This window comes from Psychrobacillus sp. FJAT-21963, assembly GCF_001420585.1.
Taxonomy (GTDB): Bacteria; Bacillota; Bacilli; order Bacillales_A; family Planococcaceae; genus Psychrobacillus.
This window is the reverse complement of record NZ_LJIY01000001.1, coordinates 174258-191241: the sequence shown is the minus strand read 5'-3', so window position 1 is coordinate 191241 and position 16984 is coordinate 174258. Positions and strand designations below refer to the sequence as shown.

Annotated in this window: 17 protein-coding genes; 12 read left to right on the top strand and 5 right to left on the bottom strand. The window is 32.8% G+C overall.

All coding sequences use genetic code 11. From position 1 onward, the window contains the following. Position 1 precedes the first annotated feature (1 nt). The 7 genes from spoVAE (at position 2) to AN959_RS00890 (ending at position 6117) form a co-directional block, all read left to right on the top strand. A complete protein-coding gene (gene spoVAE, locus AN959_RS00920) occupies positions 2-367 on the top strand; it encodes a stage V sporulation protein AE (protein WP_056827533.1) in 366 nt (121 codons plus the stop codon). 68 nt (positions 368-435) lie between these two features. Next, complete coding sequence (locus tag AN959_RS20510; protein WP_082355239.1) at positions 436-579, top strand: YjcZ family sporulation protein; 144 nt, start codon at positions 436-438, stop codon at positions 577-579. A 31-nt stretch (positions 580-610) separates the two neighbouring features. Next, on the top strand, positions 611-856 hold the full coding sequence (locus AN959_RS00915) for a stage VI sporulation protein F (RefSeq protein WP_082355238.1): 246 nt from the start codon (positions 611-613) through the stop codon (positions 854-856). A gap of 508 nt (positions 857-1364) precedes the next feature. After that, a complete protein-coding gene (locus AN959_RS00905; protein WP_056827530.1) occupies positions 1365-1841 on the top strand; it encodes a hypothetical protein in 477 nt (158 codons plus the stop codon). A gap of 68 nt (positions 1842-1909) precedes the next feature. After that, positions 1910-3601: a hypothetical protein gene (locus AN959_RS00900; protein WP_056827527.1), complete on the top strand. Its 1692-nt coding sequence runs from the start codon at positions 1910-1912 to the stop codon at positions 3599-3601. Between the two features lie 204 nt (positions 3602-3805). Next, positions 3806-4483: a hypothetical protein gene (locus tag AN959_RS00895; protein ID WP_056827525.1), complete on the top strand. Its 678-nt coding sequence runs from the start codon at positions 3806-3808 to the stop codon at positions 4481-4483. Positions 4484-4758: 275 nt separating this feature from the next. Next, on the top strand, positions 4759-6117 hold the full coding sequence (locus AN959_RS00890; protein WP_056827523.1) for an arsenic transporter: 1359 nt from the start codon (positions 4759-4761) through the stop codon (positions 6115-6117). 442 nt (positions 6118-6559) lie between these two features. Here the strand turns inward: AN959_RS00890 and AN959_RS00885 are convergent, their stop codons facing one another. The 3 genes from AN959_RS00885 to AN959_RS00875 are packed head-to-tail and all read right to left on the bottom strand — an operon-like array spanning position 6560 to position 8302. Further along, positions 6560-7000 carry a GNAT family N-acetyltransferase gene (locus AN959_RS00885; RefSeq protein ID WP_056827521.1) on the bottom strand — a complete coding sequence of 147 codons (441 nt, stop codon included), beginning with the start codon at positions 6998-7000 and terminating at the stop codon, positions 6560-6562. A 3-nt stretch (positions 7001-7003) separates the two neighbouring features. Then, the gene (locus tag AN959_RS00880; RefSeq protein ID WP_053590211.1) at positions 7004-7519 is read right to left on the bottom strand and encodes a YjcG family protein; all 516 of its coding nucleotides are present in this window, start codon (positions 7517-7519) and stop codon (positions 7004-7006) included. Between the two features lie 60 nt (positions 7520-7579). After that, a complete protein-coding gene (locus AN959_RS00875; RefSeq protein ID WP_053590210.1) occupies positions 7580-8302 on the bottom strand; it encodes an esterase family protein in 723 nt (240 codons plus the stop codon). A 167-nt stretch (positions 8303-8469) separates the two neighbouring features. Here AN959_RS00875 and AN959_RS00870 point away from each other — a divergent pair, with 167 nt between their 5' ends. Beyond that, positions 8470-9057, top strand: coding sequence for a phosphatidylglycerophosphatase A (locus AN959_RS00870; RefSeq protein ID WP_053590209.1), 588 nt, complete (start codon positions 8470-8472; stop codon positions 9055-9057). Between the two features lie 493 nt (positions 9058-9550). Here AN959_RS00870 and AN959_RS00865 read toward each other — a convergent pair whose 3' ends face one another. Beyond that, positions 9551-10276 (bottom strand): thermonuclease family protein, encoded by a 726-nt coding sequence (locus AN959_RS00865; RefSeq protein ID WP_056827519.1) that lies wholly within the window; start codon positions 10274-10276, stop codon positions 9551-9553. Between the two features lie 46 nt (positions 10277-10322). On the opposite strand from AN959_RS00865, the gene AN959_RS00860 reads away from it, so the two are divergent. Beyond that, complete coding sequence (locus AN959_RS00860; protein ID WP_056827517.1) at positions 10323-11165, top strand: DNA-3-methyladenine glycosylase; 843 nt, start codon at positions 10323-10325, stop codon at positions 11163-11165. A 56-nt stretch (positions 11166-11221) separates the two neighbouring features. Here the strand turns inward: AN959_RS00860 and AN959_RS21200 are convergent, their stop codons facing one another. Next, a complete protein-coding gene (locus AN959_RS21200) occupies positions 11222-11365 on the bottom strand; it encodes a hypothetical protein (RefSeq protein ID WP_172794281.1) in 144 nt (47 codons plus the stop codon). A gap of 316 nt (positions 11366-11681) precedes the next feature. Here AN959_RS21200 and AN959_RS00855 point away from each other — a divergent pair, with 316 nt between their 5' ends. The 3 genes from AN959_RS00855 (at position 11682) to AN959_RS00845 (ending at position 16931) form a co-directional block, all read left to right on the top strand. Beyond that, the gene (locus tag AN959_RS00855) at positions 11682-13070 is read left to right on the top strand and encodes an aldehyde dehydrogenase (protein ID WP_056827516.1); all 1389 of its coding nucleotides are present in this window, start codon (positions 11682-11684) and stop codon (positions 13068-13070) included. 231 nt (positions 13071-13301) lie between these two features. Continuing rightward, positions 13302-15494 (top strand): EAL domain-containing protein, encoded by a 2193-nt coding sequence (locus AN959_RS00850; protein ID WP_056827514.1) that lies wholly within the window; start codon positions 13302-13304, stop codon positions 15492-15494. Between the two features lie 387 nt (positions 15495-15881). Then, on the top strand, positions 15882-16931 hold the full coding sequence (locus AN959_RS00845; RefSeq protein WP_056827512.1) for a M42 family metallopeptidase: 1050 nt from the start codon (positions 15882-15884) through the stop codon (positions 16929-16931). Positions 16932-16984: the final 53 nt, after the last annotated feature.

Genomic DNA, 16984 nt, shown 5'->3' with positions numbered 1-16984 from the left:
AATGATTTCATCATTATTAGTTTCATTTATTGTCGGAGGTCTAATTTGTGTAGTTGGACAAATATTAATGGATGTTTTTAAGCTTACCCCAGCACATACGTTATGTACCCTTGTAGTTAGTGGCTCTATTTTAGATGGATTTGGATTATATGAGCCGTTAATTGATTTTGCAGGAGCAGGTGCTACTGTTCCAATAACATCTTTCGGTAATTCACTAACACACGGTGCTTTAGCAGAAGCAGAAAAGCACGGACTAATAGGAGTAGTTACAGGGATGTTTGAGGTTACAAGCTCAGGGATTAGTTCTGCTATTTTATTTGGAATTATTGGAGCGTTTATTTTTCAAAAACAGAAAACTCACTACTAGTTGATTAGCCCTTTTTCTTTTTCTTGCCTTTGCATACTATATGTTGAAGAGGAGAGGAGGGAAAGATTATGTACGGCTACTGTGGTGGAGGATACCCTGGTTACGGCGGCGGTTATGGCGGAGGCTATGGCGGAAATAAAAGCTCAACTTTTGTATTGATCGTTGTTTTATTTATCTTATTAATAATTGTAGGAGCAAGCTTTCTCCATTAATCATAAATAATTAATGTGAGGAGGAAAATTAGTGCAAAATTCATTTTTTAAAGCAATAGAAAATAAAACTGGTGTTTCGATGGAAGATCTTTTTACGCTTGCCAATGCCATCTCGCATGCTGATTTTACGGATGAAAAACAAGTTCGTAAAATTGTACGCAAAGTTGGCAAGCTAGCAAATAAACCAGTTTCTCAACAGCTAGAAGATGAACTGACGAATTCCATTTTAAAAAGTGGAAATTCGTTAAGTTTATCTGATATCGAAAAGTTGTTGTAATAGTAAGAAAAGATTTTAAGAGTAATAGGTTTAATACTTGGAGACATAGGGTATAGAGTGATAAATAAATCGGAGGTGGAGGAAATGGGATACATCATACCAGTTCAACCAATTCAGTCGCAAATTTATGCTAATCGTATGTCGATGGATGATTATAATTTTGCTTATGTAAGCAATATTAATGGAGTAAAGATGAAATCAACTTTTGATGAACATCTTGAGGACCAGGAACAGGTACTTAAAGAAAATGAAGATAATGATGAGAAATCATCATCGTTTGATAAGTATCCAACTAATCCGCCTTTATTTAAATCTTTTATCCAACCNTATAAAGTGATTAAATTTAAATGCCGATTTAAAATCGGCATTTTTTTTCTGCACTAATATAAATAAAAAATGGATTATTAGGTTGGTTTGTACAATTAAAATAAAATGGGCGTTTGGCCAATGCTTAGCTGACCCAAGATACATATAAATATTAGGATACTATAAAAGGAGGTTAGAAAATATGAATAAGAAGATGATGCTTTCACTAGTAGATAGAGTAGTAAAAGTAGATAGAGGTGGTCCGGAGTCTCGTATAGGAAAACTACTTGCAGTTCAAGATGATCACTTAACTCTACTTACAGATAACGATGGAATCATTTATTACAATACACAACATATTAAAAGCTTAACAATTAATACGAAAAATCAGGATCAAGTTAATATTGAAGTACCAGAGGATTTTGAATTCATACAAGCGGATGACTTCAAAGGCGTTTTAAGAAATTTAACACTTCGATGGGTAAAAATTAATCGTGGTGGACCTGAAACGTTAGAAGGAGTAATGGACTATGTCGATGATGATTATATAACGATTGTCTCAAACGAAGAAATAATCCGTATTTCTTTGTTCCATATCCGAAACATTAGCTACGGAGTAAAACTTCCAAAAGAAGATGAAGCAGAAAATAAAAATGAATCTAAAAAAGATAGTGAATAAATAAATGATGTTTTCGTCGCTTCTGTTGATCCGAAGCGACGAATATTCTATGAAGGAGGCGCTCTATCTTGCAAGAGGACAATATTAAAAAAGTTTTATGCGCCCTTATTAATATGAAGATTGGTTTGTATTTACGAAACAGTAAATTTGTAGAAGGTATTTTATTAGACGTCAAACAAGATCACCTTGCTGTTGATGTCAATGGAAACGTATTCTATTTCGCATTTGAACATATTGGAGCTATATCTAAGAATGCTAAGGACTATAGCGTCTACCCCAAAACTGATTCCTATCCAGAAAGCAATGATTTAACAGATGTTTTGAAAGTATTGAAATACAACTGGGTTACCATTAATAGTTTGAGTAATCAGGCGCTATTTGGAGTACTAACGAGCATTGTGGAAGATCATATCATTTTAATAAATAATCAGGATCTATACTATATCCCAAAATCTTATATATCAAGTATTCATAAAGGTATATCCAAGATGGAGATAAATAAAATTAATGAGCAATCGACAGAAATCAGTAATGAATTAGTTATTCAAGACACCGTTTCTAGTGTAAATGCTGAACTAATACAATTTACAAACGTCGCAATGAATGAAAAGCAGCAAAAAGATGAGCATCAGGAACAAATTCTCGCTGAACGTTTTAAAACATACAATAATTATGAAGAATTTGTTAAAGTGCCTATTATGGAAGAGCAGACGGAAGAGAAAAATAAAGCTATTAATGAAGTTCCAGATGTTCTAAGTTTGCATAGTGTAGAAGATATTCCTTTAACAAAAGAATGGAGTATCAAATCCAATAACGATGACCAAAACAAAGCGAAAAATCTAAGAAATTTAATTTCTGAATTACATTACTCAGCTTTAGGCTTCAATTCAACGATGAAAGAAAACAATTCAGAACTGTTAAAATCGGTATCTCATTTAGTTGATAATATTGACTCCAATAATGATGTACTAGAAATAAAAACCAATCAAGTGTTATCTGTGCAAGATGATGAATTATTAAATATGTATAACGAAAATGAGAACCATGTGGATACAAGTCAAGAAGTTGAGGTTCAAGAAACAATGGAATTAATAGATAAACTGAAGATTTCATTAAATCAAGAAGAAACGCAAAATCTTCCGAATAGAGAAGACCTAGAAGCAGATTATTTAGATCCTTACAATTCAAGGAGTAGCGTTATTAATGAAGAACAAATTATTTCTAAAGAACCTGAGATTCAAAACAAGGAAAAAAGAATACTTTTAACTGCATGGAGTAAAATGAATCTAGACCAAAATTCAATTACTATTCCCCCCAAAAAAAATGTAGAAAGCGAATCTCCTACTCATAAAACAAGTTCAGTTGTTGTAGATTTAGCTTCAGACCATGAAAAATCATTTGTTGAAGAGATGCATGAAAATAATACAACAGAGGAGCATGGTAAATTGGTTATTGCACCAGAGCATTCTGAAGTATTTTTTACTGCAGATCCAATAAGTCCCATAGAAAAAAAAGCGATGTTGCTTAAACAATACTATGCATTAATGAAACATGCAGAGAATAATTCAGCTAACCAGGAATATCGTTCTGTACGGTACCCAACTTTAGATTATCAGGTAAACAATAAACCAGAGTTTGAAGAATTAAAGAATTCTTATGTATCAGAAAGTCTAAAAGAAGAAAAAGCAGTGTTAGAAAATCAATTTTATTCATTGATGAGGCATGCTGCAAAGATGTATCGTCAAATAAGAGATTTTTGATTAAGAATATTAATTTATGAACGGCGAAAAAAATATGTCTAAGAACTTAATTGGCGATATTTTGAGTATTAGTAAACCAAGATGCATTAAAGCTATATGTGTTGCTGGCTAAAATATCATTTCATGTTTTTCCAATAGACATAATCGTTTGTTTGTTCAATCTTTATCTATAGTTATTATAATAAAATAAAAGGAGATGTGACCTTGAATAAAATTATTCAAAGTCTAATCAATGAAGTTGTTCAAATCGAAGTTTCGGGGAAGAAGCAAATTAATGGTACTTTGATTGATTTAGGCAGCGACATAGTGGTTCTTTTTAATGGAGCAGATTTTATGTACATCCCTTTACATCATATCCAGAGTTTAGATATTGGTAGTAATGAGGAATACGAAATACAGCCCCCGACAGTTTCTCCTAGCATATTCTCTGGAGAAACTGAAGATGAGTTATCTTATAATGAGGTACTATTACAAGCAAAAGGAAAATATGTGGAGATTTATATAACAGATGATCAGTCTCTACATGGTTATATTACACATATTAAAAATGACTATTTTGAATTTTATTCACCTATTTATAAAAAGATGTACATTGCTATTAATCATCTGAAGTGGTTAATACCCTATGTTAAAAATGAAAACCCTTATGGCCAGATTAAAGAAGAAGGCAACTTGCAAACGGACAAAGATTCTTTAGAGAACACGTTTGAAGCTCAAGTTGAAAAGTTGAAAAGTTCGATTGTCGTCCTAAACATTGGAGGTAAACATAGTCATGTTGGTAAAATAAACAATGTGGAAAAACAGATTATTGAGATGAAAACTGCTAGAATAGTTCCTATCTATCTAAACCTGGATCATATTAAAACTCTTCACCAGGTGTAAACGATGGATAGACTAAAGTACTTGATTTATGAAGAGAACAATAAAGAAATACAAAAACTATAGAAGCATGAAATGTTTCATGCTTCTTGAAAAAAATATATGCTCCGTATACATAAAAAATTGTCTAACCAATTATGGATAGACAATTTTTTTATTTTTATTAGACAAAAAATTAGTTTTTTTTCAATAAGGACATACACCTCTATCTTAGTAGGACGAGGTGAATATACATACAAGGAACGGACAAACAAACAACGAGAGGAAATGGGATATGTATGAGTTTTCATGTTGGAGTCGCCAGTTTGGTGTTCCTAACTACTATGCTAGTCATTTTTTGGAGACCTAAAGGACTGAATGAGGCATGGCCAGCATCTATAGGAGCAGCGATTATATTAGTTGTAGGTATCGTTTCTCATGCGGACATTATGGACATTCTCAATAAAATTGGCGGCGCATCCATTACTATAATAGCAACAATAGTTATGGCAGTAATATTAGAAAGTTTTGGATTTTTTAACTGGGCAGCTGCAAGACTGGCGAATTTAGCAAGGGGTTCTGGTCACCGTTTATACTGGTATATTCAGTTGCTTTGTTTTTTAATGACTTTATTATTTAATAACGATGGAAGTATTTTAATAACCACCCCAATTCTAATATTGCTCTTGAAAAATTTACGACTAAAACCATCACAACAGATTCCTTATTTATTAAGTGGAGCACTTATCGCAACAGCTTCTAGTGCCCCAATAGGTGTAAGCAATATCGTTAATTTGATCGCTCTAGAGATAGTTCATATGACACTTTGGATGCATACAGCGATGATGTTTGTGCCCGCTACATTAGGTTTATTATTTATGTCTTACTTGATGTATTTAGTAGTGAGAAAAAATTTGCCGAGAAGATTACCAGATTCCGCTATAGATATAGAAGAAACATTTTTTACAGAGAATTTTCATCCTTTAAAAACGAAAATCCCTGTAGAAACAAAGCGCAAGCGCACTAAATTTATGTTAAAGTTATTACTATTTGTGTTTATCATGCGTTGTCTACTATTCGTTGCATCTTATATAAACGTACCAATTGAAGTCGTTGCAGTTCTCGGCTCTGTAATACTACTTATTTGGAGATGGTATCATTTACGTACGAACCCAGTAGATATTTTGAAAAAGACTCCTTGGCATATTCTAATTTTTGCTTTTTCCATGTATGTGATAATATATGGCTTGAATAATGTAGGGTTAACAGCATTGTTAGTTCAGTGGTTTGAACCAATTGTAAATCAAGGATTATTTCAAGCAAGTTTTATCATGGGGGGCCTTGTATCAGTGCTTTCGAACTTGTTTAATAACCACCCAGCTTTAATGATTGGAACAATTTCATTAACAGAAATGGGACTGGATGCAATCACCCTTAAGACAATTTATCTTGCCAATATCATTGGTAGTGATATGGGATCGTTATTATTACCTATCGGTACACTCGCTTCCCTTATTTGGATGCATATTTTAAGAAAAAATAAAATTAAAGTTTCTTGGAAAGATTATCTAAGCGTAACGATTATCGTTATACCAATAACGACTATTGTAACGCTTGCTCTTTTATTTTTCTGGGTACAAATGGTATTTTCTAATTAAAATCTTAAATTGGAAGGTTGGAGACTGTATTTACTAATAATTTTATTTTAATCCTAGGGATTAACTCTAAAAGAACACGTTATCTGAGGGGCAATATAAAGTAGAAAAGCAGGAAATTCTAAAAAAATTTCCTGCTAATCTCTTTGTTCAATGAAAAAAGATCCTTTCAAAACATTGATTAGATGCGTTTAAAAAGAATCTATATGAGTGAATATTAAATTTGTAGTTAAGGCATTCGATCAATCAGAATTTGTATTAAAAGCCCAAAGATTCAAGAAAAAGCAGTGGAATTTATATATACTTTCAATGAGCATCAATTTAAATACACAGTTTTATTGTTTAATCGTTCTTAATATGTATATGTGATACTAGGTGAAAATGCTACTGAATATTGAAATCAAATGCATAAAAAAGCAGGATGAATAATCATCCCACTTTAAAATCAATTGTTTTTAATTAGTTTCTTCTCCATTGCACGATGAGGAATTCCTGCTTCTAAAAATTCTGGAGATGTAATCATGTAATTTCTTTTCTCATAAAATGGTACAGCATGACTTTGTGCATTTAGTTTTAGTTTATCGTATTCTTTCGATTGCGCGTATTCTTCCATACATTGCATCATCAAGTTACCATAATTTTTTCCTCGGTATTTAGGGAGTATACAGACACGTTCTACTTTTCCAATAGAAGATTCAACTGTACGAATTCTTCCTGCACCAAAAGGTGTTTCTCCATCATATGCCACAAAGTGAGTAGCGGTTTGATCATATTCATCTAATTCCATGTGAAGCGGCACATCTTGTTCTTCTACAAAAACTTTTCTTCTAATGAGTATGGCATCTTGATATTCTTTTTCTGTTTCAACTAATTTTGCATAAACCAAGGATTATTCAGCTCCAGACAATCTAAATGTTTCATAAACAGTCCAAGAACCGTCTTCTAATTGATAAAGTAAATGAAGTCGATCAATTTCTTCTTCAAATTCCGCACCAATCATTTTTAACTGCGGATAAATGTCGTCATGTTCACTAGAATTCATTTTTTGAGCAATAGTAATGTGAGGTACAAACGTATAATTTGCTTCATCGTTATATTCAATAGCATTTAAATCCTCATGAAGTGCTAATAGCTCATTTGTAGGCTCTACTTTAAAGTAAATAGCATTTGTTACAGGAGCAAAAGAACTCACTTTAGAAGTCTTTAATGTAAATGGCTTATGCTTACTAACCACTTGAGCTACTTGTTCAGCCACTGTTTTAATTTCCTTTTCGTCTGCTTCAAATACACCTTTTATCGTCATATGTGGTGTTATAAGTGCGTAGTGCGGGTCATAACGTTTCCTATAAGAATTAGCAAAATCTTGCACTTTTTTTGATGGGAAAGCAACTATTCCGTATTTCATTTTTCATTACCTCCTCGAATTTTTGTAACAGATCACCTTATCATTATAACAAAAAAATATTTACAAGCCGAAATTGTTTTTTAGTGAACGCCTTATATCTGGTTGCCAAAGCTTCCAAGTGTGGTTTCCATCTAATTCGTCATAAAATGTCGTAAATCCTTTTTTTATGAATAAATTATGCAAAGATCTATTTGGTGTGACAAAGTCTGTGATTAGTCCATCTCCTGTTTTAACATCTGTCTCTTCCAAGCCAATGACATGATAAAGTGAAAATGCATGTATTTCTTTATGTTTTTCAACTTGATTCAATACATACTCATTTACTAGAGGAGAATGTAAAATAACTTTGCCAAATGTATTAGGATATTGTAAAGCCGTAAGTAAGGATACTGTAGCAGCAAGTGAATCACCGATTAGTGCTCTGCCTAAACCCATTTGATAGGTAGGATAATTGGCATCAATATAAGGAACGAGTTCATGCGCTAAAAAACGTATGTACGCTTTATGCTTTTCTCCGTCTGGATGATATTTTGCTCTACGATCTTTCACATTTTTATATGGAATACCAACAATAATAAGGTTTTCAATTTCATTTTCTTCATACAGCTCGTCAGCCACTCGAGAAATTCTTCCCAATTGAAAATAGTCTTTACCGTCATTTGCAATAAGTACACTGTATTTATATAATGGCGAATAATTTGGTGGTAAGTATATAAGTAACTGCATTTCTTCTTGTAAAGATTCACTAAAAAGTGTTAGATCTTTTACAACTCCTTTATTCATAAAGAACCTCCTACAATAATCATGTTGTATAGAAATTGTAACATATACATGAAGAGAGGTATAATGAACAACAACTAGAAAATTTGAAAGATTATTATTTCGATGGTTATGAATATGGGACAGCGCTGAGTTCAAAATAAATCAGATAAATAAAGGGGTTAATTAAATTGGACAGACAGACATCAAAAGTACATTCACGGACTGTTGAGAAAGCTGCAAATGATGCATTACTTCGAAGAGGTGTGACAATCGAAGAGATTGCTAAAATCGTTTATGAAATGCAATTTCCATACAATAAAGGTCTAACAATTGAGCATTGTATCGAGTCGATTAAAAGTGTTTTAAAGAAAAGAGAAATGCAGCATGCCATTTTAGTTGGGATTGAACTAGATGAACTAGCTGAGAAAAAGTTATTATCGGAGCCATTGCAACAGATTGTAGAAGCAGACGAAGGGTTATTTGGTATAGATGAAACGATTGCTCTGGGAGCAGTGTATACGTATGGAAGTATTGCAGTGACAACTTTTGGTCATTTAGATAAAAATAAAATCGGTATTATTTCAAAATTGGACACAAAAGCAGAGACAGGCACTATCCATACATTTTTAGATGATATAGTTGCCAGTATTGCTGCAAGCGCGGCTTCTCGTTTAGCACATCGAACACGTGATTTAGCAGAGGCAAACGAAACATTTGAGGATATCCCTCCAGAAGAAACTGCACCAGAAACAAAGGTTAAAGGATCTCGAACTTAAATATTTCATTATAGATATTTAAAGAATGAAAGGGCACTGTACTAATCGATAGGCATTAGTAGCTGACCGAACTTCCGCTTGTCGCTCTCTAAGCATGTGCCTCCGCGGAGGAGTCGCTACTGAATTGGGGGCTTTCTTCGTGCTACTGAGGGCACTGAAAAACTAATCAAGATATTTTTTTAGCGAGTATGTGAACGTCATTTCATTCACATACTCGTTTTTTGTCTGAACCTCTAAATTTAAGTAATTGCAGGTGCCCTTCGTGCTGCCTGCAGGTGTAAGGTGCACACCCTGAAAAATATCAGAGATACAGTACCATTCGTTTCTATAAAGTCTTTTAAAAATGCAAAATTTGAACAACAAAGCTGCCAGGGTCATTATCAACAATAACAAATAAAATAACAGAGTCGCGTCCGAATTGTATCTTCGGACGCGACTTTGTGCTTCTCCTATTATCTGTAAATACACACAACTAACTTATAATATAAGCGCTTTAATATTCTCTAGCTCTACTAAAGCCTGCTTTAATTGCTTCCTCTTCTGTGCAAAACCATTCTTCCGGTTTAGTTACATCATAATTATTTCCACTAGGAACATGAAAAATTTTCTTGCCTTCTTTGCTAATGTTTCCTTTAATCAAACATTTACCAATTGGCTCTCTGGAAGAATCCGTATCTTCGACTAACACAGAAGAATCAAAACCACGTGAAGTAACATAGTTGGGGGTTTCCCATACTCCAACTTTCCCTTTCTCCGCAATATTAGATGCTTTTTCAAAGTCGTCTAAATACCTTGTGTTTGGCGGAAATACGTAAGCAACACGTGCTAAACCTTCTTCTAAAAGAGTTTCTTGAACACTTACTCCATCTATGTAAATATAGGCAAGCATGCGACCGTAATTATCCAATCGATTTCCTACGTCGAATTCAATTTTTAAATTTCCGTTGCTTAGTATTTCTTTGTTACGATTCTTTGCTTCTTCACTAAAAGGCTGTTTTCCAAGTTGTTTATGATTTATTTCAGGTGTGTCAATAAGTAAATATCGAATTGTTTCGGTATTTCCCTTATAATTTACTTTAATTGTATCTCCGTCAATTACTTCAAGTAATTCAACTGGAATTTGATCAGTAAAGCCACTTGTTTTAGTAATACCGTTAGATGGAATTTCCTCACAACCAAAAAGCAAAGAAATAATTATTAATAATAATAACTTTTTCATTTTATCACCGTCATTAGTTTAGCATATAAATAAAGGAGAGATACTGTTGACACATATAATAGAGTTACCATTTGCTTATCGTTTTGATGAAGCAATCAGCAGATTATCATTAGACCCTCTAAATTCTGTAGATTTAGCCAATCAAATAGTTAGAGTTCCATTAGATCATTCCATTATTACTGTAAAAAGTATTGGATCACATCGAGAGCCGAAGTTTATACTAACCGGAATAGAATCGGATGAACAGCTTCAACGTATATTGTCCATTTTTCATTTTGATCGCAGTCTAGATGCAGTTCATGCACATTTTATAAAAACAAATCTGAAGGATTTATTCTTAAAATTTGAAGGTACTCCTATCATTACGGATTTTTCTTTATACGAAAATATAATAAAAAGCATTATTCATCAACAATTAAACCTTTCTTTTGCAAGAACATTAACAACTAGATTTGTGCAAACATTTGGTGAACAGATAGATGGTGTATGGATCTACCCTACTGCTGATAAAATAGCAAAACTAGAAGTGGACACACTAAGAGGTATGCAATTTAGTACAAGAAAAGCGGAATATATAATTGGTATTTCGAAAGCAATTGCAACAGAGGAGTTAAAATTGAATACCTTCGTTAATGAGACTGATGAGACGATTATGAAAAAATTGACTTCCTATCGAGGGATAGGTCCTTGGACAGCAGAAAGTTTTTTGCTTTTTGGCCTTGGTAGAGAGAATCTTTTTCCATTAGGAGATATAGGACTTCAAAACTCATTAAAACAAATGTGGAATATGGAGAAAAAGCCTTCGAAAGAAGAAATTATTATTCATTTTGAATCTTGGTCACCTTATTTAAGCTATGCTTCTTTATACTTATGGAGAAATATTGAATAAAAAATCAGCTTCCTTTATATAATAAGAAGGAAGCTGATTCTATGTGAATACATTATTCAATTATTGCTCTCCAGTTCGTCTTGTACTTCCTTGAAGTATAAAAACGATTCCTCATCCAATTCATCTATACGTTCCTTATTAATCCCCATTGCAATTGCTCCAGTAAAAATGGTTTCCCACCAAGTTTCTGTTATTGTCATTTCTATTTCCTCCTTTAATTTTCTGTTTGTCCATTTGACCAATACATACCCTAAAAAGTTTGGTTAACAAACTTGTTAATTAGAAAATGAATCAAATATCACACAACCAAAGCAAGACTTATAGACTAATGGAGTGGAAAGTGTAAGGAAAGAATTTTCTCTACATAAAAGAGTATTTCCACCTTTGATAAGAATCATGTATATCAGAAAAAAACTTATATGTGATATTCTTTCCTAGACTAGAAAATAATTGTATGATTCTAATATAAAGAACGTTTAGTATATATGGTTTTGAATGAAAAAAGGAGATGTTATGATGAATTTTACTGCCCAACAATTGGAAAATATTTTAGAGGAACATCAAAATTTTTTTTATTCTCGTAAAACAAGATCAGCTAATTTTAGGTTAGAACAACTTGACAAGCTTAAAAACTCAATCAAAAAATATGAGAAGGAAGTTATTAAAGCTTTATATAATGATTTACGTAAAAGTGAATTTGAAGCATATACAACTGAAATAGGACTTGTATATGACAATATATCTTATATGAAAAAAAACTTGGAAAAATGGATGGAACCGATGCAAGTAAAAACCCCATTAGCATTAATGCCATCAAAAAGCTTTATAGTAAATGACCCTTATGGAACTGTCCTGATTATTGCTCCATTTAACTATCCATTTCAATTAGTGATGGAACCACTTTTGGGAGCCATTTGTGGGGGAAATTGTGCAATTATCAAACCCTCTGAATCCACACCCTATACTGCTGAAGTCATTAAGAAGATTATAGAAGAGACATTTGATCCTGGCTATATACGAGTTTTAGAAGGGGAAAAAGAAGAAACTTCATTATTAATCCACGCTCCATTCGATTTCATTTTTTTCACGGGTAGTGTTAAAGTGGGCAAAATTGTCATGAAGGCTGCTTCAGAACGTTTAACGCCTATAGCTCTTGAGCTTGGCGGTAAAAGCCCAGTAATAGTAGATCATACTGCAAATCTGGAAGTGGCAGCAAAGAGGATAATATGGGGAAAATTAGTTAATTCAGGTCAAACATGTATTGCTCCTGATTATGTTTTGGTAGAAGAAAGTGTAAAAGAAAAGTTTGTTGATCTTTTAAAACAATCTATTCATCAATTTTACGGAGAAAATATTCAAAATAGTGTCGATTTAGGGCGAATTGTAAATGCAGCTCAATTTGATCGCTTGAAAAAAATACTAGATGAAGAAAAGGATCATATTATTTTTGGTGGAAGTACCGATAAAGATGATTTATATATAGAACCAACTTTATTAGATGGTGTTAGTTTTTCAAGTCCTTCTATGGAAGATGAAATATTTGGTCCCATTTTACCTATCATTTCCTACAACAATTTGCCAGCGATAATTCGACAAATACGTACATTGCCTAAGCCTCTTGCAGCATATATGTTTAGTGAGCATGAGCGGGCTCAAAATTATTTTTTAGAAGAGTTTTCATTTGGCGGAGGTTGTATTAATGATACAATTACCCATGCTGGAAATGCTTTTTTACCTTTTGGTGGGGTAGGTAACTCAGGAGTACATGCATACCATGGCAAGGCAAGTTTTACTTTGTTTACACATCAAAAGTCTATTATTAAAAAGAATACGAAATTACCAATTGACCTAGTATTTCCTCCTTATAAAAATAAAGTGAAGCTTGTCAGAAGTCTTTTAAAATAATAAAAAACATCCACGATTGTTACAAATCTGTGGATGTTTTTTTGAAATTTTGGACTTTTTAATAAAAGAAGCAAGTGTATATTAAAATTTATAGAGTTTTTTAAGTTGATATGTGTTAAATTAAAAGAAAACCATTACTTATTCCTTATGATGAACTAAACATAAATATCTAACGATAGTAAATTATCAGAGACAATATAACTAATTCATCAGAAGGAGAAAGAGGAAATTATGGGATCTATTTTCGATACAAAATCAGATGAACTGCTATATACAGTTAAAAAGGCGATTTTTAATGAGTCTTTAGCTGAAGATATGATCCTTCAGGAGCAACTAGAAGATGCTTTCTTCAAGATGGAACTAATGGATTATGCCCTAAACGAAACAATGATAGTAGCAGTGACAAATAAATCTGGTCAAATTCTATATGTGAATGATCGATTTGTAGAGATATCTGGGTATGCAAAATCAGAATTAGTTGGTAAAACGCATAAAGTTGTGAACTCCAACGTACACCCTGCTTCTTTCTTTCGAAAAATATGGAATACAATCTTAAGTGGTGAAGTTTGGGAAGGCGAAATATGTAATCGAAGAAAAAATGGTGAATTATATTGGGTAAAAACATATATTCTACCTGTTGAATTAAATGAAAAAGAATCTTATTTCTTGAGTATCCGAACTGATATAACATCAGAAAAAGAGAAGGAAAAATTGTTACAATCTTCTTTAGTATCTTCCTTTGCAACTGTAGCGAATTATGTAAATAACTTAGTATTCCAAGTAAAACTCGATGCTTTCGGAAATTTTGGTTTTTCTTTATTGAGCGGAAAAATAGCCCATGAATATTTATCTAAACGAGGATTAGAGCCTGTTCAACCCTCAAGAGATACATTTTTGGAAAAGAATTTATTACTATCTACACCTATTGATGCATATTTTTCCGAAGAAATGACCGAAAGATTAGTAGGTCACCTCCAATATGTGTTTAAAGGAGAAGAGGTATCGTATAAAGAATGGTTTGATGAAAAATGCATCTATATAACACTTTCACCTTACGAACGTAAAGGAAAAGTTACAGCTGTAGTAGGTTTTGGTAACGATATTACCGAGTTAGAGTATACTAGAAAAAAATTAGCAGAAATTGCTTATTTTGACCATTTAACCAATACCTTTAATGCGGCAGCTTTGGAAAGAGATGTTATTAAAAAGATTAATGAAAATAAGCCTTTCAGCTTTTTATATATGGATTTAGATCGATTTAAAAATATTAATGATTCCCTAGGACACGTCACAGGGGATAAATTATTGAAAAAAGTTACTACGAGAATAAAGAAATATATTCAGAAAAAAGGAGAAGGACTTTTATATCGAATTGGCGGAGATGAATTTGTTCTTCTTTTAGACGATGATCAACTAATAGATACACCATTTCGTTGTGCAGAATTACTAATACAAGAAATGGAGCAACCATTCTTAATTGATGAAATGGAAGTATATATATCTTGTTCAGTAGGAATTTCCTTTTATCCAAACCACGGTACATCCTATCAAACATTACATCGATCTGCAGACTTAGCATTAAATGTTTCAAAAGAAAGTGGAAAGAGAAATGTAGTAGTATTTGATCAAGCACATGTAGAAGGTTTTGTGAATAAAGTTCAATTAGAAAGCGACATACGAACAGGTCTTGAGAAAAAAGAGTTTATATTAGTTTATCAACCGAAAATCAATTTAAAAACAGAGACGGTTCATGGTTTTGAAGCGTTGATTAGATGGAATAAAAAAGGAAAAGAAATGATTCCTCCTAATGATTTTATACCTTTTGCAGAAGAAACAGGACTCATAATTCCTATTGGTAAATATGTGCTGAGAGAAGCCTGTAAGCAAGCGGTAGAATGGATAAAAATGGGGATATCGTTTCATACCTTATCGGTAAATATAAGCCCTGCTGAACTGGAACAAAATGATTTTTTTCAAAATATCCAATTAATATTGAAAGAAACAGGATTACCAGCACATTATCTAGAACTTGAAGTTACGGAAAATGTATTAATGAAAAATATTGAACGTTTAACAAAACTATTAATTGATTTGAAAGATCTTGGTATTAAAATTGCGATGGATGATTTTGGTTCTGGTTTTTCAAATTTTCGATATCTAAGTAATTTACCGATTCATACACTGAAAATCGACCGTATGTTTATGAATCGAATTGTTGAAAATAGAGACGAAGTTATTGTTGAATCCATTATCCGCATTGGTCATAGCTTGGGATTAGAGGTTGTTGCGGAGGGAGTAGAAACAAAAGAGGTAATTGATTTTCTTAAATTACATGATTGCCATACAGTTCAAGGGTTTTATTATTCTAAACCGTTACATTCAGAGGAAATTCCAAACTTTCAACTAAGAGGACTGCTTCATTAGCAGTCCTTTCAAACTGTTGACGAACGATAGCATTCATCGTTGCATCTTCGGAAAGCACGTCGCAAACAAAAGATTTTGCTAGCACTTCGTTGTAAGCTCAGGGAAAAAATTAGTTGGTTAACGGACCGACAGCGAAAAGCGTCCGCCAACAGTGAATCAACAAAGCAGTCTTTTAAGTTAATAATCTATGAAGTGGATAGATTCCTCTTCCTTTGTAATGCTTTTCACTTAATAATATCTAAAATGGTATACTGAATGTAAGAATACAAAATTCCTCAAAATGGTACGATTAAAAAAACGTACATACAACAAAAATAGGTGTTCAATTGGTCGTGTAAGAAAATAATTAATTTTGTTAAAATAAATGAGTGAATAAGGAGGATATATATGTCATTTTTATTTGAGAAAGAAGAAACTATTGCATTGTTAAAGCAATTAGTCGAAATACCAAGTCCATCCGGTTATACAAAAGAGATAATGGATTTTATGGAGAAAATATTAGCGGATTTACAAGTTACTTACCAACGAACAAATAAAGGTGCTTTAATTGCTACTATAACTGGAGAAGATGACTACAAGCATCGTTTGCTTACTGCGCACACCGATACACTTGGAGCTATGGTGAAAGAAGTTAAGTCGAGTGGAAGATTAAAACTTACAATGGTAGGTGGCTTCAATTGGAATGCTGTAGAAGGAGAGTATTGTACAATTCATACTGCGGATGGTAAAAGAATACGTGGAACGATTCTTATGCACCAAACTACTGTTCATGTATATAAGAATGCTAGTGGATTACCACGAGATGAAAATAATATAGAAGTTCGTGTAGATGAAAAAGTGACAAATGCGAAAGAAACACGTAAGTTAGGTATTGAAGTTGGTGATTTTGTTTCTTTTGATCCTCGTTTTGAAGAAACAGAATCCGGGTTTATAAAATCACGCCATTTAGATGATAAAGCGAGCACAGCGTTGTTACTTCAATTGATTAAATACATTCAAGAAAATAAAGTGACACTCCCTAACACTACTCACTTTTATATCTCAAATAATGAGGAAATTGGTTATGGAGGAAACTCGAATATACCAGAACAAGTAACTGAATATATTGCAGTTGACATGGGAGCAATAGGTGATGGGCAAGCTTCAGATGAATATACTGTTTCTATTTGTGCGAAAGACTCTTCTGGTCCATACCATTATGAGTTAACGAGACAACTAGTAGATCTAGCTAAACATGAAAATATTGATTATAAATTAGATATTTATCCACACTATGGCTCTGATGCTTCTGCTGCCATCCGAGCTGGATTTGACGTAAAGCATGCATTATTCGGACCAGGTATTGAGGCATCACATGCCTATGAGCGTACGCATGTGGAATCATTAGAACAAACTGCTAAACTTTTATTTGCATATGTAAACTCAAAACTATTGTAAGAATTATTTAGAGATAAATTAAATACCTGTTTCTTAAAATGATTAGAATCAGC

What these genes read in the sequence shown, in the direction of transcription:
- AN959_RS00875 (WP_053590210.1), bottom strand. Translation starts at nt 8,302, where the DNA reads ATGAATAAAGGAGTTGTAAAAGATCTAACACTTTTTAGTGAATCTTTA.
- AN959_RS21200 (WP_172794281.1), bottom strand. Translation starts at nt 11,365, where the DNA reads ATGACAATAACAGAAACTTGGTGGGAAACCATTTTTACTGGAGCAATT.
- AN959_RS00845 (WP_056827512.1), top strand. Translation starts at nt 15,882, where the DNA reads ATGTCATTTTTATTTGAGAAAGAAGAAACTATTGCATTGTTAAAGCAA.
- AN959_RS20510 (WP_082355239.1), top strand. Translation starts at nt 436, where the DNA reads ATGTACGGCTACTGTGGTGGAGGATACCCTGGTTACGGCGGCGGTTAT.
- AN959_RS00850 (WP_056827514.1), top strand. Translation starts at nt 13,302, where the DNA reads ATGGGATCTATTTTCGATACAAAATCAGATGAACTGCTATATACAGTT.
- AN959_RS00855 (WP_056827516.1), top strand. Translation starts at nt 11,682, where the DNA reads ATGAATTTTACTGCCCAACAATTGGAAAATATTTTAGAGGAACATCAA.
- AN959_RS00865 (WP_056827519.1), bottom strand. Translation starts at nt 10,276, where the DNA reads ATGAAAAAGTTATTATTATTAATAATTATTTCTTTGCTTTTTGGTTGT.
- AN959_RS00890 (WP_056827523.1), top strand. Translation starts at nt 4,759, where the DNA reads ATGAGTTTTCATGTTGGAGTCGCCAGTTTGGTGTTCCTAACTACTATG.
- AN959_RS00905 (WP_056827530.1), top strand. Translation starts at nt 1,365, where the DNA reads ATGAATAAGAAGATGATGCTTTCACTAGTAGATAGAGTAGTAAAAGTA.
- AN959_RS00880 (WP_053590211.1), bottom strand. Translation starts at nt 7,519, where the DNA reads ATGAAATACGGAATAGTTGCTTTCCCATCAAAAAAAGTGCAAGATTTT.
- spoVAE (WP_056827533.1), top strand. Translation starts at nt 2, where the DNA reads ATGATTTCATCATTATTAGTTTCATTTATTGTCGGAGGTCTAATTTGT.